This window comes from Streptomyces sp. NPDC058326, from assembly GCF_042879855.1.
In the GTDB taxonomy this organism is placed as follows: Bacteria; Actinomycetota; Actinomycetes; order Streptomycetales; family Streptomycetaceae; genus Streptomyces.
The window spans coordinates 53266-74738 of sequence record NZ_JBHVZO010000023.1 but is presented as its reverse complement, the minus strand read 5'-3'; the positions used below and the strand labels follow the sequence as shown (position 1 = coordinate 74738).

Below are 21473 nucleotides of genomic sequence, written 5' to 3'. Positions count from 1 at the left end.
CGGGGCCCGGGCCGGGAGCGTGAGCCGGAGTCTGGGCCGGGTGGGGCTGTGGGACTGCCGCGGGGTACATCGGGTCAGCGCGCACCGGATGCTCCCCTCAGCAGACGCTGCTGCAGCGGGGAGGCGACCCGCGCGCGCCGGGTGGCGATCGTCTGCCGGATCGGGGTGGCCGCGTCACGCGCGGCGTTCATCAGCTTCGAGTTCATGAACCCGCGTCCCTCGGGTGCGCCGTCGGACAGCACGGCGGCTTCCTCGGGGCGGTAGGGCAGTTCCGTGACAACCCGGACGCCGAGTTCGTCCTGGACCTCGCGGGCCCCGTACGGTCCTTGGCGGATCAGGAGGACGCCGAGCGCGCTGGAGCCCTGGCCGGAGTCGCCGTCCATCAGGGTGCGCAGGGTATCGATGCGGGAGCGGGCGGCATGCATGCTGCGCAGCGTGCCGCGCATCACCACCAGGACGGTGTCCGCGCGCAGTGCGAGGACACCGGCCGGCCCGAAGGCTCCGGTGCGGCCGAGGTCGACCAGGACGTCGTGGCCGTGGGTCTCGATCCCGGTGAACAGGTCGGCTAGCTGTCCCCATACCGGGGTGAGGCTCGAGGCCTGGTGCATCGCGGTCAAGCCGGGCAGCAGCAGCCGGTTCCGCTCAGAGCGTTTCTCGTCGTTCTCCAGGGCGATCAGCTGCGGCCAGAACGCGGTGACCAGATCCTGGGCGCTGCGGGAGGATTCCGTCAGGTTGCGCAGACCACGGTCGGCGACCACCGTGCTCTGGAGCGCGCCAGGCAGCACGGCGCCGCCGTCGGGATCGCATTCCGCGAGGACCAGGCGCCGGCCGTCGTGAAGGGGCCATGTCCGCAGCAGCGCGAGCGCCGTACTCGTCGCGCCCGGAGCGCCCGGGAGCCCGACCAGGGTGATCATGGCCATCAGGACTCCCCCGGCCCGTCGACGACGAGCGCCACGTTGCCGGTCGCGGCCTGCGCCGCGAGCGCGGGTCCGAACTGCGCGGGAACCGCGACGTCGACGACCTGCTCGCCGGTGGTCTGCTGCCGCTCCCCCACCCGTACGATCCGGGCGGCGATCTGCTGCGGGCCTGCGGCTTCGCTCTCCTTCTCACCGGCGATCTGCCCGTCGGCGGGGGTGGAGACGACCAGGACTTTGTCGCCCGGTGATAGGCGGCTCGCGGGCATCTGCGAGGCCTTGAGCCCGATACCGACCAGCCGCTCCCCCGGCTTGACCAGGGTGCGGGTGGTGACCTGGCCCTGTGTCAGCAGCGCGCCGGGGGTGAGGGCGACGGAAGCCCGCTTGCCGACCACCTTCTCCCGCTCTGCGGCCAGGACCGGCTTCAGCGCCGGGTCGAGCTGGACCTGGGCCTCGATCAGGTCGGAGTCCTTGATGACGTCCCCGGCCTCGACGCCCTTGGCCACCGCGAGGACCGGGGTGCGCTCGCCTGTCGCCTGGAAGGCGAGGAACCCGCCGCCTCCGCCCGCCGCGATCAGTGCGATCGCCAGCGCGTACATGCCGGGCCGGCGCCTTCGCGCCCGGAATCCCACCGTCGCACCCGGGACCTGGGAGTGCGTCGGCTGCGCGGGCACCTGGCCCGCAGCCGGAACAGCGGTCTTGCTCACGATCTCTCGCCTTCTCATTGGTGCCGACGCGGATGGTTCAGCTGCCGACGGCTTGGAGTTCGCCGACCCGGATGTCCACGGCGCTCTGCCGGGTCTGCGTCATCTGCCCGGCCTGGCCGGTCGTCGCCTGCCAGTCGATCGTCCAGGTCGACGTCGCGACCACGTGATAGGTGCCGGAGGCTGCCGTCGACGGCTTGGCGTAGCGGTGGCCGCAGTCCGGCGACGACTTCGTGCCGTACGCGGCCTTGTAGGGGGTGCCGGGGGTGGTGCAGGTGACGGTCTTCCCGTCGCCCATCTGCCACACGATCCGGGCCACCTTCGCCGTCGCGGTCACCGTGATCCCGCCCGCGGACGCCGAGGCGACGTTCGGGCCGTACGTCTCCGGGCCACGCTCCGTCCACAGGTAGACCGGCATCCCGACCAGACCCATACCGCCCGGCTTCGGCGTGATCCCGATCTCCGGACCACGCAGCACCATCTGGTCCACTGCCCGCCGCGCGAGAACGGCCGGGTCCACTACCGGAGCGGCAGGGCCTCCAGGTCCTCCTACGAGCGGCTCAGTGATCATCGTGGAGGAACCGTCAGCCATGAAGTACCGGCAGGTCCGCGTGTAGAGGACGGCTCCCTTTGCGGGGTCCTGACCGTTCCAGAGATCGCTGCCGGCCGACGGCTGAGGATCGACCTTCTCCGCCGGGGTGCATTCCGGCGCCTTGGGCTTCGGCCCCTTGTCTCCACCCCCTCCTCCCCCGCTGTTGCCGCCAGCCGAGGTGCCGCCGCCCGATCCGGGCACGGTGACCTCTACGTCGCAGGAGAACAGGTTGCAGGTGCTGCCGCCGGATCCTCCGGGCCCGTCCGCGTGGGCAGCAGCTACGGGGAGAGCTGCGGTGCTCAGCGCGAGGAGAGCCGTCGCCACTGCCCGCCGGGTCAGCACTTCTTCCCCTGCGGATCATCCTGGATAACGACCCATCCCTTCTCCCACTTCTCGACGGTCGCCTTGATGACGTACCGCAGGAGCCGGTTGGACGGCATGGTCGCCGGCTTCCCGGTATCACCGTGGATGGTCTGCCACTGGGTGATGTCCAGACAGCTGGAGAGGACGACCTTGGGAACCTTCCTGTTGATATCCGCGCTGACGGCGGCCGGGCTGCCCACGGTGATGGTGCCGGTGGTCACCAGTCCCCGCTTGTGGAAGTCCTCAGCGTCCTTCTCGACCTGGATCTGCGCGACGGCGGCGGCGTACTTCTTCAGGTCGCCGGCCTTGCCTGTCTTGTCGGCGTAGCGCTTCTCCACTTCCTTCCAGTGGGAAAGGTAGGTGGCGATCGCTTCCTTCTTCGCGGCCTCAACCGGGTCCACCGGGGGCTCCGTCTTGGTCGGGGTCGTCGCGGGGGTGGTGGAGCCCGAAGGAGTACTCGGCGGTTTCTGCGAGGTGGGTTCATTCGTGGTGCAGCCGACGGCGAGTGCGGAGACCGCGCACGCGAATGCGAGTTTCCGCCAGCGGTTCTTGGTGGGCGTGCGCGTCATCAATTCGCCTCCCCGGGCATATGCGGCCACGTGGTCTCACCTGCGCAGACTCGGCTGCCGCTTGGTGTCAGGACCGCAAGGTATGGGCCACAGATTACGCAATGAATCACTGAACTACACAGCCAGTAAGTGGACTTGACAGACTTTCGCCGACCGGAGGGTGGAATACACCTGGTGGTCCTGCGGGGTTGTCCGTCAGAAAGCCCCTGGAATAACGACAAATCCATGTGTCGGTCACCGGATGGGTTCCCACTCGTTGTGGTGAAGCGCCAGGCGGACCTGGGCCGGACGTCCGTCCTGGAGGTCGCCGGAGACGCCGGCCCCCGCCCACACGATCCGGACGACCGCCTGGCCGTTGCGTCCGTCGGTACGGCGGGCGATCGCGGCCTGGACGCGTACGTCGTGGTAGGGGGCGCGCAGTTCGGCGTTGGCGAAGTAGTCCGGCCAGGCCTCGCGGCCGGTGCCGGTCGTCTCGGCGATCCAGACCTGGGTGGCGAGGGCGACGAGGTGGCGCTGGGTGTCGGGTGGCAGGTCTGCTGGTGTGGTGCGGTCGAGGAGGCGCTGGATGGCGTGGTCGCCGCCGGGTCCGTCACCGGAGACCGGGATGCCGCTCGGGCCGGGTTCGGGCTCGGCGGCAGGTTCACGGGAGGGGTCCCGTGTCGGAGCTGTGCGGGCGGGGGTCTGTATGGCCGGAGCCGTAGTGGGCGGCGGTCCGGGCGGGGTCTGTACGGCGGCGGTCGGGGGTTGGGCGGGGGTCTCCAAGGAGGTCGTCGGGACGGCGGAGGCGGCGGCGTCCTGGCTTCGGTCCTGCGGCCGGGCGAGGAGCGTGAGGGTGCCGGCGAGGACCAGGAGGAGGCCGGTGATCAGGAGCCGTGTGTACGGGGCGGGTGGGGTGGTCACAGCAGGCGGGCCCCTCCGGCGAATCCGTGGTCCCAGAGGGGCTCGGAGCGGACGGAGGTGCCGGGGCGGGGTGCGTTGATCATCTGGCCGTTGCCGAGGTAGATGCCGACGTGGTGGATGGTGGAGTCGCTGCCGGGGTCGTAGGCGAAGAAGACCAGGTCGCCGGGCTTGAGGGCGCCGGGGCCGAGGGTGGCGGGGATACGGGTGCCGGTGCCGGCCTGGCGGTCGGCGGTGCGGGGCAGGCGGATGCCGACCTGGGCGTAGGCGTAGGTGGTCAGGCCGGAGCAGTCGAAGCCGGTGATGGTGGTGCCGGTCTTTCCGCTGGGTGAGCAGCAGATGCCGCGGGTGGGGCCGGTGGCGTTGCCGCCGCCCCAGGAGTAGGGGGTGCCGGTCTGGGCGAGTGCGGCGGCGATGACGGTTCTGGCGTCGCCGGTGGCGGGTTGGCCGATGGGGAGGGTTCCGGTGGCCATCTGGCTGTAGCGGTCGATCCAGCCGAGGACGTCGTCGACGTAGGCGGTGGAGTGGTTGTACTGGAAGATCGCGGCGCGGAGCTGGGTGCGGTCGTCGAGGTTGCGGCCGTTGCCGCAGAGGTAGACGGCGGCGCCGAGGGCGGCGTCGTCGGCGTTGTGGGGGTCGGTGACCTTGTCGTCGTTGGCGTCGCGGCCGGAGCCGTTCCAGGTGGAGGGCAGGAACTGGAAGGGTCCGACGGCGCGTTCGGAGGTCGCGGTGCCGTCCCAGCGTCCGCGGTCGGTGTCGGGGAAGGCGGTGTGGTTGCCGCCGACGCCTGATCCGTCGAGGACGGGGCCGAGGATCCGGGGGGTGATGTCGCCCTGGGCGGTGATGGTGTGGCCGGAGGCGTGGTTGGACTCGATGCGGGCGATTCCGGCGAGTACGGCCCAGCGCATCCCCCGGCAGGACGGCGCCTCACGCGGCAGGCGGGTCGCGGCGTTCTGGTAGGCGGCGAGCATCCGCTGCGGGATGCCGGCGACCTGGCCCACTGTCTCCAGAGCGGGAGCGGGGGCGGGCGCGGGTCGGGCGGCCACCATGATGACGAGCAGGAGCGGGGCGGCGAGCGCGGCCAGGAGGAAGGCGCCGCATCCGATTCGGCGTTTCACTCCCCGCCCCTCGCGTCATGCTCGCGCCAGCGTTCACGCCAGGAGGCCGCCGAGATGTCCCCCTGCATCAGGCGGAGGTCGGCGCTGTCGGGCAGGGGAGCTTCGGGCTGGCGCCTGCGGCGAGTACGGCGGGAGCGGGGCAGTTCGGTCGAGGCGGCCGGGTAGGAGCGACGCTCGGTACGTGGCTGCTCCCGGCTGTCGCGGTCGCGGCGCGGTGGGAACGCGGCGGCGGTGTCGTCGGCCCAGCGCCTGCCCACGCGCTGGTAGTGGGCGTGCTGGAGGCCGAGTTCGTTGTGCAGTTCCCTGGAGAGTTCGCCGCTGAAGCGGCGCACGCGGGTCCATGTGGCGGGCAGACCGACGGTGGAGTAGAACCCGGCCTTCGCGGTTCCTACGAGAACCCGGCCGGCGCGGGTACGGCGGAGGGAGGCTTCCAGGCGGCTTCCGGCCGGAATGAGGGGCGGGCGGTCGGTCTCCTGTGGCTGCGTCGCGGACGGCCGGTCCGATTCCCGTGTCTGCGTCCCAGACGGGCGGGTGGAGCGGCTGCTTGCCTCGGCGGTGGTCGAGCCCGGGTCGGTGTCGGGGGTGCGGGCGTCTGTGCGGTGGCCGGGGGGCAGGACCAGGCCGTCGGGGCCCACGGGTTCGGGCCGGATGGGGGGCCTCTTCGGCCCGATGAGGGCGGTGTGGGCGGCGCGCATGCCGAGGGAGAGCGGCATGAGGGCTCGGCGGGCTTCGCCGACCGCTTCGGCTGCCAGGTGGCCCGCTCCCCCGGTTTGACGGGTGAGCAGGGCGGTGTGGGTGGGGGATCCGGATGCGTAGCCGAGCGAGGAGAACGCGGCTGCGGTGGCGGCGGAGTTCTCGCCCATGGTGTGGCTGCCGCCGATCTTGGCGTAGCGCATGCGGTTGGCCATGCGCTGGCCGATCTGGCTGGTGCCGCGGATGATGCGTCGGTGCATGACGAGGGCGGTGACGGCCAGTCCGTCGAGGAGGAAGAGACGCTCCAGGAGCGGGGTGCTGCTGTCGGCGAGGAGTGCGTGGGCGCCGACGCCGAAGAGGGGGATGAAGACGGCGATGCCGAAGAGGGTGAGCATGCTGCCGGCGAGGTAGCCCAGCCACCGCCATAGCAGTCCGCGGGTCGGACCGGGCAGCAGGGACAGCGTGAGGACGACAACGACGCCGGCGGCGGCGATCACGCAGCCGAACTGGGCGGCGATGAGGACCATGGCCATCGCGAAGATGATCAGGGTGATGACGAGAGCGGCGAGGAGGACGAGGCCGGCGCCCAGCACCGTGTCCCAGTCGGTGTTCTGCATATGGACGGCGACGGCGGCACCCTCGGGCCCGAGCTTTTCGAACTCGCCTGCCCGGCCGGCGAAGCGGGTGCCGCCAGAAGCGCCGGCCTCGCAGTACTTCCGGGCAGGGCCCCTCAGAAGGTGGTTGCAGGGGTTGTCGTCCTTCTTGGGAGCCGGCGGCGGGGCGATGAACTTCTTGTGGACGGCGTACAGGGGGCTGTCCGTCTCGATGATCTGCCCGTACTGGAGCAGCATGTAGGGCTGGACGACGAGGGTGTCGGTGAGCGTGCGGGTGATCGGCTTGGACACGTCGGCGGCGTTCAGGGGGCGCTCGCCGTTCAGGCACGTGTCCCGGGCCGGGCCGGTGACTGCGGCGCACTGCTTGGTGCGGTCCGGCTTCGGCTGGGGGGTGGCGCCAGGGCGGGCCTGGTTGCGCAGACAGGTGGTGTGTGCGGGGCCGACGATGGAGTCGCACGGACCTGCGGACGTGGGCAGCTGGCCGGAGTTCGCTGTGAGGGTAGCGGCTTCCAGGGCGGCGCGCTGGGTCTGCTGTACGGGGCCGTCGTAGCCGAGGATCATGGCCGGCTGTACGACGGCGGTGGCGGAGACGCCGGCGATCAGCAGGGTCAGCAGGATCTCCCCGGCGCCGCGAGCGACCCGGCCGCGCATGATGAGGACGAGCCCGAAGACGAAGGCCCAGGCCAAGGAGATGCCGGCCAGACCGAGAGGGCTGATCATCTGGGACTCGTAGGCGTCGGACAGCTTCTGGGCGGGCGAGCTGAGCTTCTCCATGACCGGAAAGCGGTAGACCCAGTCGACCAGCCAGCAGGCGAACCCGGTCACGGTACGGGCGAGGGCGAACAAGCCCGAGGCCAGGACCTCGCGGACCATGTCGAGGACGTCCCCCGCCGGGCTTGTCGCGACTCCGATGACGCTGGTGCTCGCCGCGCTGCCCGGCACTTCGGGAGCGGCGGCCACTGAGTCGAGTTCGTAGCGGTTGAGCGGGGCGCCTTCGGAGGTCTGGACGTTCAGCGGTCCGAGGAGCCCGCCGGAGTCGGGGCCGTCGGCGGCGGACGCGATGCCCGCACCGGCCGCCCACAGCAGCAGCGTGACGGTGATGACGGTAGCGGCGCGACGGCTGCGCGCGGCGTTCATCGGGTCCTCCGGCGGTGTGTGGTGATGGTGGCGACGCCCGCGAGGGGCAGGAGCAGCAGCGCCGCGTGCAGGATTCCGTTGCGGCCAGGGGCGGAGGTCTGGGCCTGCGGGGGCGGGGGCTGGCTGTCCCGCCCCCGCAGGCAGAGGTTGTGGGCGGGGCCGATGATGTACCGGCAGCGCTCCGGGCCCGGGTTGTCGGGGGTGGGCTGGGGGCTGGGGGATGCGGCGAAGGCCTCGCCGGTGCGCGGCCACCAGCTGCTCGTTCCCGTGTTGTTTACGAAGATCAGCGCGGCGATGAGCGCGGCGCACATCGCGAGGGGGGTGAGCAGGGTGCGGGCGCGCTGGGCGATGGGGCGGTGGAAGGTGTTGCTCATCGCGGGCTCCCGGCTGTGGTGGCGGACGGGGTCAAGGGGGTGTCGGTGGGGGTGGTGTAGATGCCGCTGGTGATCCGCTGCAGGTCGGGGACGAGGACCTTGAAGCGGCCGATGCTCATGCGGGGGTCGCGGGCGAGGAACTCTCCGGCGCGGTCCTTCCTTCCGAACGGGGAGAGGTCGGTGGTAACCATGCGCAGGAGTTGTTCGTCTGTGCCGTCCAGGCCCAGCCACTGAAGGCCGCGGGCCGCGAGGACGGGGTCGGCAGTGCGGGCCAGGAACCGGTAGGCGAACAGGCCTCGGGTGGTGGACGTGCCGAGCTCGTCGACGTCGTGGCAGCCGAGTCCGACGCCGGCTCCGTGCTTGCGGCCGTCGTTGACCATCTCGTCGATCAGTGCCTGGCCCTCGGTGGAGGAGGTCAGCCAGTACACCTCGTCAAGGGGAAGGAGGGTGAAGCGGGGGTCGGTGAACGCGGCTTCGCGGGCGAGCGCGGTGATCAGGTAGAGCACGGCGCGGCCGATGAGCGCCTCCAGGGGCTGGCTGCGCAGCAGTTCGGGGTTGGTCGCCGCTTCCCTGGGGGGCAGGGTCAGGCCGGTGGTGGTGATGACCACGAAGTCGGATGAGACGTCGGCGAGGAGGTCGAGTGGGGGGAGACCGGGGTCGAAGACGGCTGCGGCGAGCGGCTCGTCGGCGGCTACTTGCAGCCACTCGACCAGCGAGGCCGCGCGCTGCCCGCGCGGGCTGTCCTCCTGCGCCGTCTCCTCCAGAGCGGCCAGTACACCGGCCATGCAGGGCGAAGGGGATGCGGCGGCCTCTTTCACGGCCGCCTTCAGCAGCGCGCCGTGTTCGGTCATCGGGCCGACGCCGAGCTGCAGCGTGAGGTAGCTGAGCGCGTAGCGGGCGCCGACGGCGGTGTCGGGGAAGATCCGCAGGGGGTCGATGGACAGTTCCGCCTGGGCGGCGTCGACGACCTGGCAGCGTCCGGCGGCCGCGGTACGGGCGAAGCGGGCCCACTCACGGGACTTGGTGCGGTCGATCGCGATGACCCGCCCGCCCCGGTCTGCGATCGAGCTGGCGATGAGCTTGGCCAGGGTCGACTTGCCGCCGCCGAGGTCGCCGGCGAGAGCGAAGGAGGCGCTGGCGTCGCGGGCGGGAGCGTCGGCGATGTCCAGGAGGGTCGGGCAGACGGTGCCGATGTCCTGGGAGAAGCCGATCATGGCGCCGGTGGGGTCTCCGAAGGTCTGCCCGGTGAACGCGCCGTGCATCGCCCAGTCCTCGCCCAGCTGGTACTGGACGTACTGGCGGGTCGCGGGCGGCGTGGGAGCGGCCGGAAGGGCAAGGGTGAAGAGCTGTTCCTGTCCGCCGACGGGGCGGACCAGGCGGTAGTTCGCGCTGCGCAGCCGGGCCTGGAGCGCGCCGGCCCGCTTGTCGCACTCGGCCGGGTCGGCCCCCCAGACGGTCATGACGGTGACCGCCTGGACCTCGACCTCGACGCTCGTACGCGACACCCGGACGCCGAGGTCGCCCAGGTCGTCGGCGGCGTCGTGCATGTCCTCGGGCAGGCCCGTCGCGCGCCGGGCGGCGTACTGCTCGGCCTGGTCGACCAGGTCCCGCTTCTTCTTCGTGACCGCCGCGAGGACCTTCTCCGCCTCGATGAGCGTCATGTCGATAACCCAGTCCACCCCGAACGGCATCCGGTCGAGCTCGGCCAGGAAGTCACCGCCGGCAGCGGAGAAGTGGCGGGGCATCTCCGCGAGCGCCAGGTGCGCCTGGTAGGAGGTGCCGGCCTCGGAGTCGACCTGGAGCCACCGGCGGCCGACCAGCATCCCGGCCCGCCGCGCTCGGCTGCCGCCGCTCCCCCGGCCTGTGCCAGTGGTGTCGTGGTGGTCGCCGCCTTCCAGGAGCCTCACCTGTCCGAGGTCGGCGTGCGACGGCGCGCGGAGTTCTCCTCGTACGAACCGGCTGCCCCGCAGCGGCGACTTCTCGGCCTGGCCGAGGAGTTCTCCGTCCAGGCCGCGGGCGACGGCGTGCTGGTACATCCACGCGATCTCCGCCGGCTGCGCCCGGCGCAGCTGAAGGCCGCCGTCGAACTCCGCCTCCAGCTGCTCGACGCGTGCCCGGCAGGCGGCGGTCTCGCGGCCGGTGACCGGTGCGGGGGCCAGGCCGAGCATGCCCGACAGTTCCGACCACGCGGTTGCGGCCGCCGCCGTCCACTCCGCCTTCGTCCCGGTCCGCTCCAGCGGCACGGCGAGCCACAGGGTCCGGCGGTGCATCTCCACCGGAGAGGCCAGGTCCTCTCCGGCCAGCAGCCGCAGCCGCTCCTGGGCGACCTCCGCCCACGCCTCGTGACGCCGGTAGTCGACGCCCTGAACGGTCTTCGCGACGACCTCGGCCGGATCCATCCGGGCGCACAGCCCGTACAGGCGGGCCGAGCCGGGAAGGGAACGCACCAGGGTGGTGACCCGGGAGATGATCTCGTCACGGGTGCGGTTGTCCATGTAGCGGGATCCGGCCGGGATGACCGACCAGATCGCCCAGGCGGTGCCGGTGGTGGACCACACCATGTTGTCGACGATGTGGCGGATGGGGAGCTTCATCGCACTGCTGCCTTCGGTCGCTCGCGCAGCATCTGCTGCAGCGGGGTGGGGGCCGGGCCCCCGCCGCGGGCCGAAGTCCGGGGGCGGGGGCGGGAGTCAGATCCGGCAGTGGGCGCCGTGACTGCAAGGGCCGGGTGGCGTACGGGCACGGGGGCGGGGGTGTGCTCGATCAGGAACGTCCCGGTGAGCACTCGGGGCCTGGGGACGCGGGCGGCACGGCCGCCGATCCGCCCTGTGGAGGGCTGGAGCGCTCGCTGGAGGACGCCGTAGGCGATCCACAGCGGGGCCCGGCCGGCGATCCGGTTGGCCCGGGCCGCCCACACCGCGACCCCGAGCGCGGCGACCGGGATGGGGCCGAGCGGCCCGGCCCACCACGAGAAGGTCTTGATGAGCAGGAACACCCCGGCGGCGGCGATGATCAGCTGCGGCGCGTTGTACGGGCCGAGCCACAGGACGAAGTCGCCGATCTTGCCGAGCACCCACGGGAACAGGCGGGCCCGGGTGTAGCTACGGCCTACCCGGGCCGGGGCGGCGGCGGTCATGCGGTCCGCTCACCGTCGGCTGTCTGTCCACCTGTCCCGGCGTGCACCGGCCGCAGGGACTGGGGTGCCGGGTCGGAGGTGGTGACGTTGGTGAGCTCTTCCTTGAAGGCGTCGGACAGCTCGGTGCGGGCGTTGTAGATGCCCAGGCAGATCACCAGGGCGATCACGGAGCCGATGGCGGCCTTCAGGCTCATCTTCGTGACGACGGTGATGACGACGGCCGTGAGGATGAACAGCTTCAGGGCGCGTTCGGCCCAGCTCTCCCCGAGACCGAAGAGATGGTTGCCGATGTCCTTGAACGCGGCGGCCATCACGACGGCGTTGTCGACGGTGTTCATGAGGTGTCTCTCTTTCAGGAGGTGGGGGTCCGGTCCGGCGCGGCCGGGCCGGTGGAGCGGGAGGAGGGCGAGGGCACCGTCGACTGGGCCGGGGGCGTGGCCGGTGTGCCGAGGCCGGAGTCGAGCGCGGCGACCTCCCAGCGGCCGGCGCGGGCCGTCAGGGCGAGCGCGTACGACAAGGGCCACTTCCGGCCCGCGCTGTCGGTCGCGGTCACCTCGGCGCGGACGCGGGCGTTGGCGCCGTCCCGGGTCTGCTCCTGGTTGTCCGTGCGGCGATCGGCCAGGAGCTGATCGACCTCGACGGCGATGTAGCCGCCGGCCTCGATGCGGGGCAGGACTGCACCGGGGGCGAGGTAGCGGTCCGCGCCGCCTTCCGCGCCCAGGAACGCCGTCAGGAACCCGGTCACGCTGTCGGCGAGCGGGCCGGCCTCGACGGGGCTCCCGTAGGGGGAGGCGGGCATCTGCCCGGCTGCCGGACCGGCGACCTCCATCGGCGCCCCGGCGGCGAAGCTCGTGGCGCCGGGCTTGCCGGGCTGGTGGAGGGCGACGGGGATCGTGAAGTACCGCAGCCCGCCGGCGCCCTCGCGTTCGGGCGTCTCGGTGGCTTCTGTGATCTGGGCGGCGACGGTGACCGCCCAGCCGGCGTTCTGCCGTACGGTCCGCACCGCGGCGAGCCGCTCGACGGCCACCGCCCGCTGCCCCCACTCCGGGACCCGTACGGACGGAGCGAGCACCCGCAGCTGCCGGGCCGCCGGACTGTTCACGTCCGTACCGGCGTCCAGCCACAGACCGAGGACGAGCTCGGCGTACCCGGCCGGGCCGTTCTCGGCGGGGGTCTCCGGCTGGATGGTCTGGGTCACGGTGGCGGGTCGCTCGGCGGCGGCCGGGGTGGGACGGCCGCAGCTCGCGAGGAGCGCGACGGGGCCGGCGGCGAGCGCCGCCCACACACCGATCCGGGTCAGGGCCGCACGCCGGATACCGAGTACGGAGGGCTTCCGGACCGGCCGGTCCCCGGCTGGGGCAGAGGGTGTGCGCCGGTCGCGGCGCGGCGGGGAGGGGGGCATCGGGGGCTCCTCGAAGAGCTCGTCGGGGTCGATGCCCCACTCTTCGACGGCGTCCTCACCGTGCCGCTGACCACCCAGGCCCCCTGGCCGTCACAAGGCCATAACTCCTCATGGTCAGTGGCGTGGTAAGTAGCCTCTGCCCTGGTGGTAAGCGTGGTGGTAAGTCAGCTCCCCGGCCTTCAGGCCCACATTCCACGGCAGGTCAGCCATCCTTCGGAGCGCAGCTGGCGCCCTCAGTCTGGAGTGATCCCTCGTCTCGGCTCCTCGAGGGCGCCCACTGCTTTTTACGGCGTAAAACGAACCCGACCTCGCGTTCTTCCGCGAGATCGGGTTCCTTTCGGTGAGGGTCTGGCAGGTGTTGGCGGTCGCTGGTCACGCCCCTTCGTCGCGTCGGCAGGCGGCGCGCGAGGGCGCTCGGTGCGCGGCACGTCGGCGAAGGATCCGGCGACCAACCGGACCACAGATCTGGTCAGTTGCTCCAGTCGTGCTCGCCGCCGTGGCAGCCGTACAAGTCGCAAGTGACCGGCTCGCCGTCGGCGAATCCGGTCTCGACGGTGCAGCGGGGAAGGTGCACGATCCGGTACGGCCTGCCGGTCTCCCACATCGCCCACCAATCCCGGTCAGGCGTCAGGCTGGACTGCACGAGCGTGGCGTGGTCCCCGCTGTGATGGGGCGCGAGCAAGCACCCCATCACGGGTTCGACCTCGTACGCGGCGTACTCCACGGCGCTCCACCGCTCGATGTCCTCGGCCGCCAGGGCGACGGCTAACTCACAGCGCTCCACGAAGGTCTCCTCCTCGGTCAGCAGCTCGCTCCGGCAGCGGGTCAGACTCAGCCGGTGTCGCCCTGAACGCCCCACTCGGGGTCGAAGCCCCAGCCGACATCCGCGCGCCGGCGGTTCCGCTCGGGGGCGGCCACACCCCAGCTGGCGTCGCCGTATCCCCATCCGATGTCTCTGCTCATGACGTGCCCCTCCCAGTGCCCGGCGCCCTCGGTGCTGCGCCGTTGGGGCGACCGTAGCCGCAGCTCACGCGCCGCACCAGCCCCATGAAAACGAAGGGCTGACGCCCGCGGGCGGGGCGGTGCGCGCGCCCTGCCGAAGGGCAGGGAACCGGCCACCTCGTAGTAACGGAGTAGCCAATATCCCCTTTCCTGAGAGCAGTTGGCCGGTTGCGCCTCGGGCGGTCTCCCCCCTCAGGCACCATACGCAGCGGAAGCGATCGACTACGTAAAGCAATATTTGGGGGAGAGATGGCCCGGACCTCCGGTTTCGCCGAGATGGTCTCCATGCTGCACAACGCCGTCCTGCACGGAGACCAGAGCCTGCGCGAGGCCCTTACCGAGAGCGTCGAGAAGATCGACGAATCCGGGCGCGGCGCCCAGGCGGCCACCTCCCGGGCCGTCGCAGAAGGACTCACCCAGGTCTTCGACGAGCTCAACCTGCTGCGCAAGGACGTCAACAGGGCGGTCAAGCCCGTCTCCGGCGACCTCTTCGCCAGCAAGACCGAGGAGGTCACCGGCCTGCTGCGCGCCGAGTTGACCGAGCTGCGCACCACCCTCAACCACCTCAACGCCCTCACCCTCACCCCGCCGCCTTCCCCCGCGCCCGCTACGCCCGCCGCCTTCACCAGCCCGGAGGGCCCGGGCACACCTCTCCAGCCGGCGATCCCCGTCCAGCGCGGCCCCGGCCACGAAGACCCCGCCGTCGTCTCCCCCGCGGTGCTGGCGCCCGCATCCGGGACGGGGACCGACGACGGGCGGGAGTCCGGGGCGCAGAGCGTCGACGCTGTCGAGACGCAGGAGCCGGACGGCGGCACGGCCGGGGAGGAACCGGCCGCCGAGACCACGCCGGAGGCGACCGCGCCGGCGCTGTCGGAGGAGTCCGTGCGCCAGGCCGTCCGCGAGGTCCTCGCCCAGGAGCTCACTCCCCTGATCGAGCAGCTCACCACCCCGGCCGCCACGGCCGAAGAGCCGCCGGACGGCGCCGAGCAGCTGCGCGAGGCGGTCCTCGAGGTCGCCGGGCAGGCCCGGGACGAACTCGCCACCATGCTGGAAGCGACCCGCGACGGCTTCGCCTCCCTCGCGCAGGAGATCGCCGGGCTGCGCAGGGTCGTCGACGAGCTCCAGGCCCGCCCCGCTGAGACCGCCGAACCGGTGCGGCCGAGCGAGGAGCACACCGCGCTGCTGCGGACCGCGGCCCGTATCTCCTCCGCCGACCTGCGCTGCCACCGCGACACCTGGGAGTTCCTCACCGCCCGTACCGCCGGCCACCCCCACTTCCGCGTCCCGCCGCGCGTCACGGACGAGGCCGACGAGCGCGTCTTCGCCCCGCTGTCCGGCCGCTCCCTGATCGCCCTGCTGATCAGCCTGCACACCGTCACCAGTTCCACCCCGGACGGCAGCGGCGACCAGGAGCTCGCCGCCACGCTCTACGAGCGGATCGAGCAGCGCCTGACCCGCCTTGGCCCCGGCGAGGGCGAGCGGGTCACCATCGCCCTTGACGACCGCGTCACCCCCGACCCGGACGGCGACGGCGATGACCAGGACGGCGAGACCGGCGGGACCGGAGCGCAGAGTGGCTGGGGAGCATAGAAGGCGCTGAGGAGCTGCTCTCGACTGGTCGCACGCCCCGCCGGCTGACAACGAGACGCCTCCTTCGCGCCCCGTGTCGCCTGCCGGAACCGGCGGCCAGGGACGTCCAGGCCCGGGCATAAATGGGAACTCGTGAAGCGCGATGATCACCTCGCGCGGCTGATCAGCCCGAGTTCACGGGTGTCCTGGCCGCAGTCGGCGAGGCCGCATCCAAAGCCACGCCATCGGATGACGCGGCTCGGCCAGACGGGTGACAGCGACCACCGCGGGGCCGCTGCCGGACGGGCCGGTGTTCCAAGATCAGTGCCGCCGCCGTCTCCGGCGGCAGCTGTCCTCCACCGCGTCTGTGCCGTGTGATCGGATCGACCACGGCTGTTCGAGGAGTCTCACCCCATGCGTTCACGCGTCATCGCCGCCATGGCCACCGCGCTCGCGGCCACCGCGGCACTCGCGCAGCCCGCCCACGCCGCCCCGCTCCCCGACGGGGTCTACCGGTTCGCGGCTCTCTCGGACGGCAAGTGTCTGGTCTGGCCCAAGACACACGGGAGCATCGGCGTGGTGTCGCTGGGCGCCTGCACGGACACCGCGTCCACCTCGGCGAACTGGCAGGTGCTGCGCCGCCACGACGGAATGATGGAAGTCTCCCCGCCGGGCTCGAACCCGCGCACCTGCCTGAGGGTGATGCCGGAGCACAGCGTGTCGGTCTACAACTGTGGTGACAGGTACACCGAGTGGACCGTCTCCTACGGCTCCGCCGGGCCCGACAGCGTGGTGTGGGCCGACATCGAGCACACACCCGGCGACCTCTCCCCCTCGTACGGAAAGGTCGTGGACGATCCCGGCGTGACCGGCCGCATCGTGGTGAGGCAGTCCTCCATCGAACCGCACTACTGGGCATTGCAGCCGGCCGGATAGGAACCGTCGGGCCGATCGCGGTCTCAGAGGGCGTTAAGTGCGTTTCCGGTACAGGTCGCGTCCGGGTTGGGTGAGGTGTTCTTGCCAGACGAGGCGGCCCAGACGGGAGCGGGTGACGTTCACCGTGGCTTCGTCGGTGGGCAGGTCGAGGTGTTCGTGGAGTTCGCCACGCCAGCGCCCGCATGCCCTCGATGAGGCACCCCGGGTACGCCGGGCTCCGGCGGTCGGCGTACCCGCCCCCGTACTCATAGGTCGAGACAGGACCGGCCGGGGCCGTGTGCTCGGGTCAGTTGCCTACGGGCCCAGTCAGGGATAAGCCAGGTGTACGACGGGCCAGTTGCGCCGGGAATCTAACGCTCCTCGCGGTTGAGGGTCTGATACCTCCCGTCCTGAGGATCACCGACCAGCCGCCGCATCTTCGGGTGCTCCTTCGAGCCGCCGAATTCCCACGGGTTGCCGTCGCAGATGGTGGTGTACAACGACTCATGCGCTACCTTGTCGTCGGGATACACCCCCCACTCGCCGGAGCCGCTGCACTCCGACACCTTCTCGCCGTCACTGCCGTACACGACAAGCCCGGTCACAACAACGGTGCCATCGGCCTCGAAGCGGAGGGTCCCGGCATCGCCACTGGACCAGGTCCCCGTGATTTCAGCCCGAGCCAGCTCCTGCTGCTGCCACGTGCACCCGGTAGCCAGCATCAAGGCAGCGACCACGCCTGCTGGCACCATCCCACCCCGGGCAGCTGCACAGATCCGCCCCCTCATACCGCGCATGGCTTCCCCTCACCTACACGACACGTCCCCGGTCAGTCCGCGCTGCAGACCGGCAGGCGATCATCCTGCCAAAGGAGTTGAGCGCGTTCAACTTTGGCTGTCCGTGGATCGCCCTCGCGCTGCGTCACTATCGGCTGCCGCGCTGCATCCAGCGCTATATTTACGGGCCATCGGGTCGCCGAAACGGGCCTAACGTCCACTCAGATGCCCGGGGACCCTGCCGCCTCGTGCCGCAGGCAGTGCTGCAGCCGGAACACCGCCATGCGGTGGAGCCTCGGGCTGCTGGTCAGCAGCTCACCCTGTAGGGCATCAGCCACATCCACGTCCGGCCGGCTGTCGTCCGGACCGCCCTGTCGGAGAGGTCCTCGGGGGCGGCGCCGGGGAGATTCAGGTCGGTCACGATCGCGAGTGTGGCGACGGCCAGGACATCCTGGCCGTCGCCGGGCCGCAGACCACCAAGACGGGCGACGCTGCCTGGGTTGGGGTCGACGCTCCGGAGAGCCCTCGTGTTCTTTACGCCGTAAAGCGGGCGCAGGGCGGTCAGGCGTCAGGGTCGACTCCGGGGTGCGTGAACCGCACGGGCTTGTGCAGCGACCGGGCGTAGGCGACTTCGGCTCGGGTGCTGTCTCCGATGTAGTCGCCGACCACGAGCACCTCATCAGCGAGCCGGATCTTCGCCCGGTGCAGGTCGTCGAGTCGGACCTTCAGTGCCGCGGCCTCGACAGGATCGGACCAGAGTTCGTGGGGCGACTTCATGTCGATGCCCGGTTTGACGACGATCTTTCCTGCTTTGGTCTCGCGCAGGTCGGCTTCGTTCATCTCGGTCATGAAGCGGGTGGAGCCGCAGATCACAACGATACGCGGGAGGCTCAGCTGCTTCTTCGCGTCGGCGAGCTTCTCCTCGGGGGTGAGCGGCTGCGGGTAGGACATGGGTTCCTCCTGGTGGGGTGGTCCAAGGGCTGCTTGCGGAAACGAGAACGAGGGCGCACTCGGTCTGGACGCCCCGGACGGCGACGAAGACCTGCGGGACGTCGTCGAAGCCGACGCCGAACAGGTCTTCACCGACTGGCGCTTCCGCTGAAACCGGCCGAACGGAGCGCACGGGCTCACCCGGCCTGACGCAGCGCAGGAGCCCTGGTCGCACCGGCCTGCCCGGCACGCTCGGCACGGGCGCGGCGGATCGCGGCCGCGCGCACGGCTTCGGCGGCCTGCCGCTGCTGAGCACGGACGTCCTCGAGCGACGTCGGCACCTCGTCCTCCTGGTCCTGCTCGACGTCGGGGAAAGCGGTGGCAGCGAGCTCGCGGCGGACCTGCTCCTGCCGTACGACGGCAGCGATCAGGGCCGGGTCCTCCTGGCGGGGCGGAGCGACCGCGCGGTGGGCGGCGAGAGCACGGTGGTAGCCGGCCGACGCGCTCTCCCGCGTCTTCACCGGCCCGGCCGGAACGACCCGCTGCGGGGCCGGGTCATCGCCGGCCGCCGAGGGCATCGCCGTGGTGGTGGCGCGGGCGGTGGGTGCCAGAACGTGCACGGCCCGGACGTTCGCGTCGGGCACCGCGCTGTTGGCGGCCGCGATCAGCTTCGGCGCGATCCAGCGGACCTTTGTGCCGTACGCGGGGGCGTCGGGGACAACGTCCAGGCGGCCGGACTCCTCGTCGAACGCCACGGCCTTCACGCGCCCGGTGAGCTCGGGCGCGGCCGTGGTGAGGATGGTCTCCCACTGCGCCAGGACGCTGCCGCCGGCGGCCGGTGCGACCAGGCCGCGCTCGGTCATCATCATGCCGATCGCCGCGCCGAACGCAAGCGGCGCGCGGCCGTCGCGGACGACGACGGTAGTCCGCCGCTTCGGCTTCTGCTGCGTCTCGGTCTTCCTCGCCTTCGCCGCCTCGCGGGCGGCCAGGAGGGCCTGGCGGGCGAGGTCGACGCCGGACGTCTCCGGTGTGGAGCTCACGCGATCACCTCCAGGGGCTCGCCGTGCAGCGGGTGGGCGGCGAGCTCGGGCAGACGCTGCGGCCACGGCGCGGGCCGGACCGGCTCGGGACGGGCCTGGATGCGCAGCTGCTTCAGCCGCACGGTGAGGAGGTACTCGGCGGTGCGGGCCTGAGCCTGCGCGGCGGCCTCGGTCGCGGCACGCAGGGCGTCGTCGCTGTCGGGCAAAGCCTGGAACCAGGGCTTGGCCCGCTCGGTGGCGTACGCCTTGCGGGCCTCGGCCTGGGCCTCCTCGCTGCGTCCGAGCATCACCAGCGCCTGGTGCTGGTACTCAGTGACCGCGCTCTCGGCGGCCAGGAACGCGTTGTGCGCGGCGGTGTCTTCGACGACGTCCGGGCCGGCCGCCTCCAGGTCGGCCAGGTCGGTGATCTGCTGGAACTGCTCCCACTCGGCGGCGATGTCGGCCTCGATGGCCGTGCGGACCTCGGCGGCGACGGCCGCGACGGCGGCCGGGTCGGTCAGGTCGGCTGACCATGTGGCGGCGAGGAGACCGGCCTCGGCGATCAGGGCCTCGGTCTGCCGCCGGTGGTCGCACGCCTCGCACAGCCCGGCCGACCGCGCCCGGCCGCAGTCCGCGCACGCCACGACCTGCCGGGCCGCCGCCCGCTCCCGCTCGATGGCGGCCTGCTCCTCGGCCTGGGCACGGGCCGCTGCACGCTGGGCCTCTCGCTCCCGGGCCTCGGCCTGCCGGGCCACGAGGTCGGCGGCCTCGGCCTCGGCGTGACGGTGCATCCGAGTCTCGATCTCCCGGTAGCGGGCGTCCTGCTCCAGGCCGGGCAGCTCCTGGTCGACCTCGGCCGCGATCCGCACCCGCCACGCCCTGCGCACGTGCAGCACGTTGACGCAGTTGTCGCAGTCGGCGCCGGTATCGAGCCGGACGCCGTCGTCGCACCGCACGTCCGAGCACGACGGTCGGCGCACCAGCCCGCGGCGAGTGATCCACCCGAACGGACAGGTGATCAGGGCCTCGCCGCCGGTCTCCTTGAGCCGGGACGTCAGCCGCGCAGCCAGCACCGACGGGGCCTGAGCCTGCCACTCCAGCACGTTCCGCAGCTGCGCCAGTTCGAGTTCCGTGGCCTTCACGACTCGCTTCTGCTGCCAGCGGTTCAGCCCCTGCCACAGCCAGGCCACCGGCGTCAGAGCCACCCGCAGATCAAGATCGGCCGGGAGCTCCGACCGCCCCTGCTGCGTCTGTCGACCACCCACGACCGTCAGCCGGGCACCAGCAGTAGCGACGCCGTCTGCCTGCTCCTGCTCGTCGCCCGGTGCCTCCTTCGGCTTTTCACCGCGAAGCGGGTCGGCCTTGGCCACCGAGCTCCCGGCCTCGGCAACGCCGGTCTCGCCGTCGGCGGCCTGGTCCTCGCGCACGCACGCGCGTCCCGGCCGACGGCCGTCAGCTTCACGGCCTTCGCCGGAAAAGCCACCAGCGAGCGAGAGATCAACGACGGGAGTAACCACAGAAGCGTGGTCGGCGTGGAGCTCTGCACCATCGGGACGCTCCTGAACCACAGCATCCCCGGCCCCCTCAGCACCCCCGACCCCAGACGTACCAAGGGCAGCAGCATCATCGACCGGACCAAGATCTCCGAACGCACCATCGGGACGCACCGAAAATGAGGGCTTGGGCTCCTGAACGGCCTCCAGGAAACGGGGGCGGCGGCCGTAGGCGCGGGCGACCGGCAGGAGCATGACCCTGCCCTTGCCGCGCATCCACGTCACCGTGTCCCGGTGCTGCCGCGCCACGACCCCGGCCTCCGTCAGCCGCGCCAACACCTTCCGGGCCCCGGACGGCGAGCAGCCCAGCAGGCGCGCCAGCGTCGCCGCCCCGCGCCCCTCCTTCGCCTTCACCGACCCGCCGCACAGCTGCAGCCAGCCCGACGCCGGGGTGGACAGCACCATCAACAGCAGCCCGAGCCGGTCAGTCGCCGCGCCCTTGCCCCTACGGCCGGCCAGCAGCCCCGGCGGCGTCGGCTCCTTGCCCTCCGGCGTCCAGCCGTGCCCGAACAGCGCCTCGATGAGGCGCAGCAGCGTCGCCAGCTCCGCCTTCGACAGGGCCAGAGGATGCGCGGGCCCGCCGTCCTTACGGGCACGCCACAGGGGCATGACCAGGCAGTCCAGGCCGGTCGGGTGACCCTGCGCGTCCGTCACCACCTTCGTGTGCAGCCCGTCCGTGGCACGCATCGGGGCCAGCACGTTGCGGTGGACAGTCGACTCGCCCACCCCCAACCAGCGGCCCAGCTCCGCGACCCAGATCGACGTCTGGTTATCGTTCTTCGCACCCTTCGGCGCCCGTGACTTCGCGTACAGCACCACGGCCGCCAGCTTCGGCGCGTCCTTCAGCCCGGCGATCGACGGGTCCGCCAGCAGCGCCTGGACCGCGGCAAGCAGCCGCCGCCGCATCGGCCGGCCCAAACGCAGCGGGTCGTCCGGGCCGCCGTCACCCGGCTGTCCGGAGGCCGGCACCGACCGCAGCGCGGCCCGCTGCCGAGGAAGAACTGCGGAACTGTCCACGGAGTCGGCAGGGTCCAGCCGCATCGCGTCGAGCGTCGCCCTCGGCATCACAGGGACACACCCCCGTCCACGCAGCACACGGGGGTGAACGGGAACCTGCCGCCGAACGAATCGTTGTGCGGGACATGGCAGCCAAGAAGAAGGGCCCCGCAGCCCGCCGAGCCCGAGAGTCCGCCCGG

Annotated in this window: 21 protein-coding genes; 3 read left to right on the top strand and 18 right to left on the bottom strand. The window is 71.8% G+C overall.

The window, feature by feature from the left end:
- Positions 1 to 74: 74 nt before the first annotated feature.
- From ACFVYX_RS31490 to ACFVYX_RS31425, 14 genes are all read right to left on the bottom strand, one after another.
- Positions 75 to 920 carry a hypothetical protein gene (locus ACFVYX_RS31490; RefSeq protein WP_389684887.1) on the bottom strand — a complete coding sequence of 282 codons (846 nt, stop codon included), beginning with the start codon at positions 918 to 920 and terminating at the stop codon, positions 75 to 77.
- Positions 920 to 1621 (bottom strand): SAF domain-containing protein, encoded by a 702-nt coding sequence (locus ACFVYX_RS31485; RefSeq protein WP_389684886.1) that lies wholly within the window; start codon positions 1619 to 1621, stop codon positions 920 to 922. The genes ACFVYX_RS31490 and ACFVYX_RS31485 overlap by 1 nt, the downstream gene beginning before the upstream one ends.
- 37 nt (positions 1622 to 1658) lie before the next feature.
- The gene (locus tag ACFVYX_RS31480; RefSeq protein WP_389684885.1) at positions 1659 to 2099 is read right to left on the bottom strand and encodes an ATP/GTP-binding protein; all 441 of its coding nucleotides are present in this window, start codon (positions 2097 to 2099) and stop codon (positions 1659 to 1661) included.
- A 446-nt stretch (positions 2100 to 2545) separates the two neighbouring features.
- On the bottom strand, positions 2546 to 3142 hold the full coding sequence (locus ACFVYX_RS31475; RefSeq protein WP_389684884.1) for a hypothetical protein: 597 nt from the start codon (positions 3140 to 3142) through the stop codon (positions 2546 to 2548).
- 234 nt (positions 3143 to 3376) lie between these two features.
- Positions 3377 to 4042 carry a hypothetical protein gene (locus tag ACFVYX_RS31470; RefSeq protein ID WP_389684883.1) on the bottom strand — a complete coding sequence of 222 codons (666 nt, stop codon included), beginning with the start codon at positions 4040 to 4042 and terminating at the stop codon, positions 3377 to 3379.
- Positions 4039 to 5157: an NlpC/P60 family protein gene (locus ACFVYX_RS31465; protein WP_389684882.1), complete on the bottom strand. Its 1119-nt coding sequence runs from the start codon at positions 5155 to 5157 to the stop codon at positions 4039 to 4041. Before ACFVYX_RS31465 ends, ACFVYX_RS31470 begins: the two co-directional genes overlap by 4 nt.
- Positions 5154 to 7601 carry a hypothetical protein gene (locus ACFVYX_RS31460; RefSeq protein WP_389684881.1) on the bottom strand — a complete coding sequence of 816 codons (2448 nt, stop codon included), beginning with the start codon at positions 7599 to 7601 and terminating at the stop codon, positions 5154 to 5156. Before ACFVYX_RS31460 ends, ACFVYX_RS31465 begins: the two co-directional genes overlap by 4 nt.
- Positions 7598 to 7975, bottom strand: coding sequence for a hypothetical protein (locus tag ACFVYX_RS31455; protein WP_389684880.1), 378 nt, complete (start codon positions 7973 to 7975; stop codon positions 7598 to 7600). Before ACFVYX_RS31455 ends, ACFVYX_RS31460 begins: the two co-directional genes overlap by 4 nt.
- Positions 7972 to 10569 (bottom strand): ATP-binding protein, encoded by a 2598-nt coding sequence (locus ACFVYX_RS31450; RefSeq protein ID WP_389684879.1) that lies wholly within the window; start codon positions 10567 to 10569, stop codon positions 7972 to 7974. Before ACFVYX_RS31450 ends, ACFVYX_RS31455 begins: the two co-directional genes overlap by 4 nt.
- Positions 10566 to 11111, bottom strand: coding sequence for a hypothetical protein (locus ACFVYX_RS31445; RefSeq protein ID WP_389684878.1), 546 nt, complete (start codon positions 11109 to 11111; stop codon positions 10566 to 10568). The genes ACFVYX_RS31450 and ACFVYX_RS31445 overlap by 4 nt, the downstream gene beginning before the upstream one ends.
- Positions 11108 to 11449, bottom strand: coding sequence for a hypothetical protein (locus ACFVYX_RS31440; protein ID WP_389684877.1), 342 nt, complete (start codon positions 11447 to 11449; stop codon positions 11108 to 11110). The genes ACFVYX_RS31445 and ACFVYX_RS31440 overlap by 4 nt, the downstream gene beginning before the upstream one ends.
- 14 nt (positions 11450 to 11463) lie before the next feature.
- Positions 11464 to 12513, bottom strand: coding sequence for a conjugal transfer protein (locus ACFVYX_RS31435; protein ID WP_389684876.1), 1050 nt, complete (start codon positions 12511 to 12513; stop codon positions 11464 to 11466).
- Between the two features lie 469 nt (positions 12514 to 12982).
- Positions 12983 to 13297 carry a hypothetical protein gene (locus ACFVYX_RS31430; protein WP_389684875.1) on the bottom strand — a complete coding sequence of 105 codons (315 nt, stop codon included), beginning with the start codon at positions 13295 to 13297 and terminating at the stop codon, positions 12983 to 12985.
- Between the two features lie 47 nt (positions 13298 to 13344).
- Complete coding sequence (locus ACFVYX_RS31425) at positions 13345 to 13476, bottom strand: hypothetical protein (RefSeq protein ID WP_389684874.1); 132 nt, start codon at positions 13474 to 13476, stop codon at positions 13345 to 13347.
- Positions 13477 to 13764: 288 nt separating this feature from the next.
- Here ACFVYX_RS31425 and ACFVYX_RS31420 point away from each other — a divergent pair, with 288 nt between their 5' ends.
- Together ACFVYX_RS31420 and ACFVYX_RS31415 are read left to right on the top strand one after the other, a co-directional pair.
- The gene (locus ACFVYX_RS31420) at positions 13765 to 15105 is read left to right on the top strand and encodes a hypothetical protein (protein ID WP_389684873.1); all 1341 of its coding nucleotides are present in this window, start codon (positions 13765 to 13767) and stop codon (positions 15103 to 15105) included.
- 393 nt (positions 15106 to 15498) lie between these two features.
- Positions 15499 to 16020 carry a hypothetical protein gene (locus ACFVYX_RS31415; protein ID WP_389684872.1) on the top strand — a complete coding sequence of 174 codons (522 nt, stop codon included), beginning with the start codon at positions 15499 to 15501 and terminating at the stop codon, positions 16018 to 16020.
- 350 nt (positions 16021 to 16370) lie between these two features.
- Here the strand turns inward: ACFVYX_RS31415 and ACFVYX_RS31410 are convergent, their stop codons facing one another.
- Together ACFVYX_RS31410 and ACFVYX_RS31405 are read right to left on the bottom strand one after the other, a co-directional pair.
- Complete coding sequence (locus ACFVYX_RS31410) at positions 16371 to 16736, bottom strand: hypothetical protein (RefSeq protein ID WP_389684871.1); 366 nt, start codon at positions 16734 to 16736, stop codon at positions 16371 to 16373.
- 600 nt (positions 16737 to 17336) lie between these two features.
- A complete protein-coding gene (locus ACFVYX_RS31405) occupies positions 17337 to 17726 on the bottom strand; it encodes a hypothetical protein (RefSeq protein WP_389684870.1) in 390 nt (129 codons plus the stop codon).
- Between ACFVYX_RS31405 and ACFVYX_RS31400 the strand changes: the two genes are divergently transcribed.
- Entirely contained in the window at positions 17725 to 17877 is a 153-nt protein-coding gene (locus tag ACFVYX_RS31400; RefSeq protein WP_389684869.1) for a hypothetical protein, read from the top strand. The two genes, ACFVYX_RS31405 and ACFVYX_RS31400, sit on opposite strands and share 2 nt — an antisense overlap.
- 25 nt (positions 17878 to 17902) lie before the next feature.
- Here the strand turns inward: ACFVYX_RS31400 and ACFVYX_RS31395 are convergent, their stop codons facing one another.
- Together ACFVYX_RS31395 and ACFVYX_RS31390 are read right to left on the bottom strand one after the other, a co-directional pair.
- Entirely contained in the window at positions 17903 to 18745 is an 843-nt protein-coding gene (locus tag ACFVYX_RS31395) for a DUF721 domain-containing protein (protein ID WP_389684868.1), read from the bottom strand.
- A complete protein-coding gene (locus ACFVYX_RS31390; protein WP_389684867.1) occupies positions 18742 to 21318 on the bottom strand; it encodes a hypothetical protein in 2577 nt (858 codons plus the stop codon). The genes ACFVYX_RS31395 and ACFVYX_RS31390 overlap by 4 nt, the downstream gene beginning before the upstream one ends.
- Between the last annotated feature and the right edge of the window lie 155 nt (positions 21319 to 21473).

Bases quoted from the DNA above. Each gene is read 5' to 3' on its own strand.
- ACFVYX_RS31455 (WP_389684880.1), bottom strand. From the start codon at position 7,975: ATGAGCAACACCTTCCACCGCCCCATCGCCCAGCGCGCCCGCACCCTG.
- ACFVYX_RS31480 (WP_389684885.1), bottom strand. From the start codon at position 2,099: ATGGTGCTGCGTGGTCCGGAGATCGGGATCACGCCGAAGCCGGGCGGT.
- ACFVYX_RS31490 (WP_389684887.1), bottom strand. From the start codon at position 920: ATGGCCATGATCACCCTGGTCGGGCTCCCGGGCGCTCCGGGCGCGACG.
- ACFVYX_RS31405 (WP_389684870.1), bottom strand. From the start codon at position 17,726: ATGTCCTACCCGCAGCCGCTCACCCCCGAGGAGAAGCTCGCCGACGCG.
- ACFVYX_RS31450 (WP_389684879.1), bottom strand. From the start codon at position 10,569: ATGAAGCTCCCCATCCGCCACATCGTCGACAACATGGTGTGGTCCACC.
- ACFVYX_RS31435 (WP_389684876.1), bottom strand. From the start codon at position 12,513: ATGCCCCCCTCCCCGCCGCGCCGCGACCGGCGCACACCCTCTGCCCCA.
- ACFVYX_RS31460 (WP_389684881.1), bottom strand. From the start codon at position 7,601: ATGAACGCCGCGCGCAGCCGTCGCGCCGCTACCGTCATCACCGTCACG.
- ACFVYX_RS31440 (WP_389684877.1), bottom strand. From the start codon at position 11,449: ATGAACACCGTCGACAACGCCGTCGTGATGGCCGCCGCGTTCAAGGAC.
- ACFVYX_RS31445 (WP_389684878.1), bottom strand. From the start codon at position 11,111: ATGACCGCCGCCGCCCCGGCCCGGGTAGGCCGTAGCTACACCCGGGCC.
- ACFVYX_RS31420 (WP_389684873.1), top strand. From the start codon at position 13,765: ATGGCCCGGACCTCCGGTTTCGCCGAGATGGTCTCCATGCTGCACAAC.
- ACFVYX_RS31400 (WP_389684869.1), top strand. From the start codon at position 17,725: ATGGGTTCCTCCTGGTGGGGTGGTCCAAGGGCTGCTTGCGGAAACGAG.
- ACFVYX_RS31425 (WP_389684874.1), bottom strand. From the start codon at position 13,476: ATGAGCAGAGACATCGGATGGGGATACGGCGACGCCAGCTGGGGTGTG.
- ACFVYX_RS31415 (WP_389684872.1), top strand. From the start codon at position 15,499: ATGCGTTCACGCGTCATCGCCGCCATGGCCACCGCGCTCGCGGCCACC.
- ACFVYX_RS31390 (WP_389684867.1), bottom strand. From the start codon at position 21,318: ATGCGGCTGGACCCTGCCGACTCCGTGGACAGTTCCGCAGTTCTTCCT.
- ACFVYX_RS31475 (WP_389684884.1), bottom strand. From the start codon at position 3,142: ATGACGCGCACGCCCACCAAGAACCGCTGGCGGAAACTCGCATTCGCG.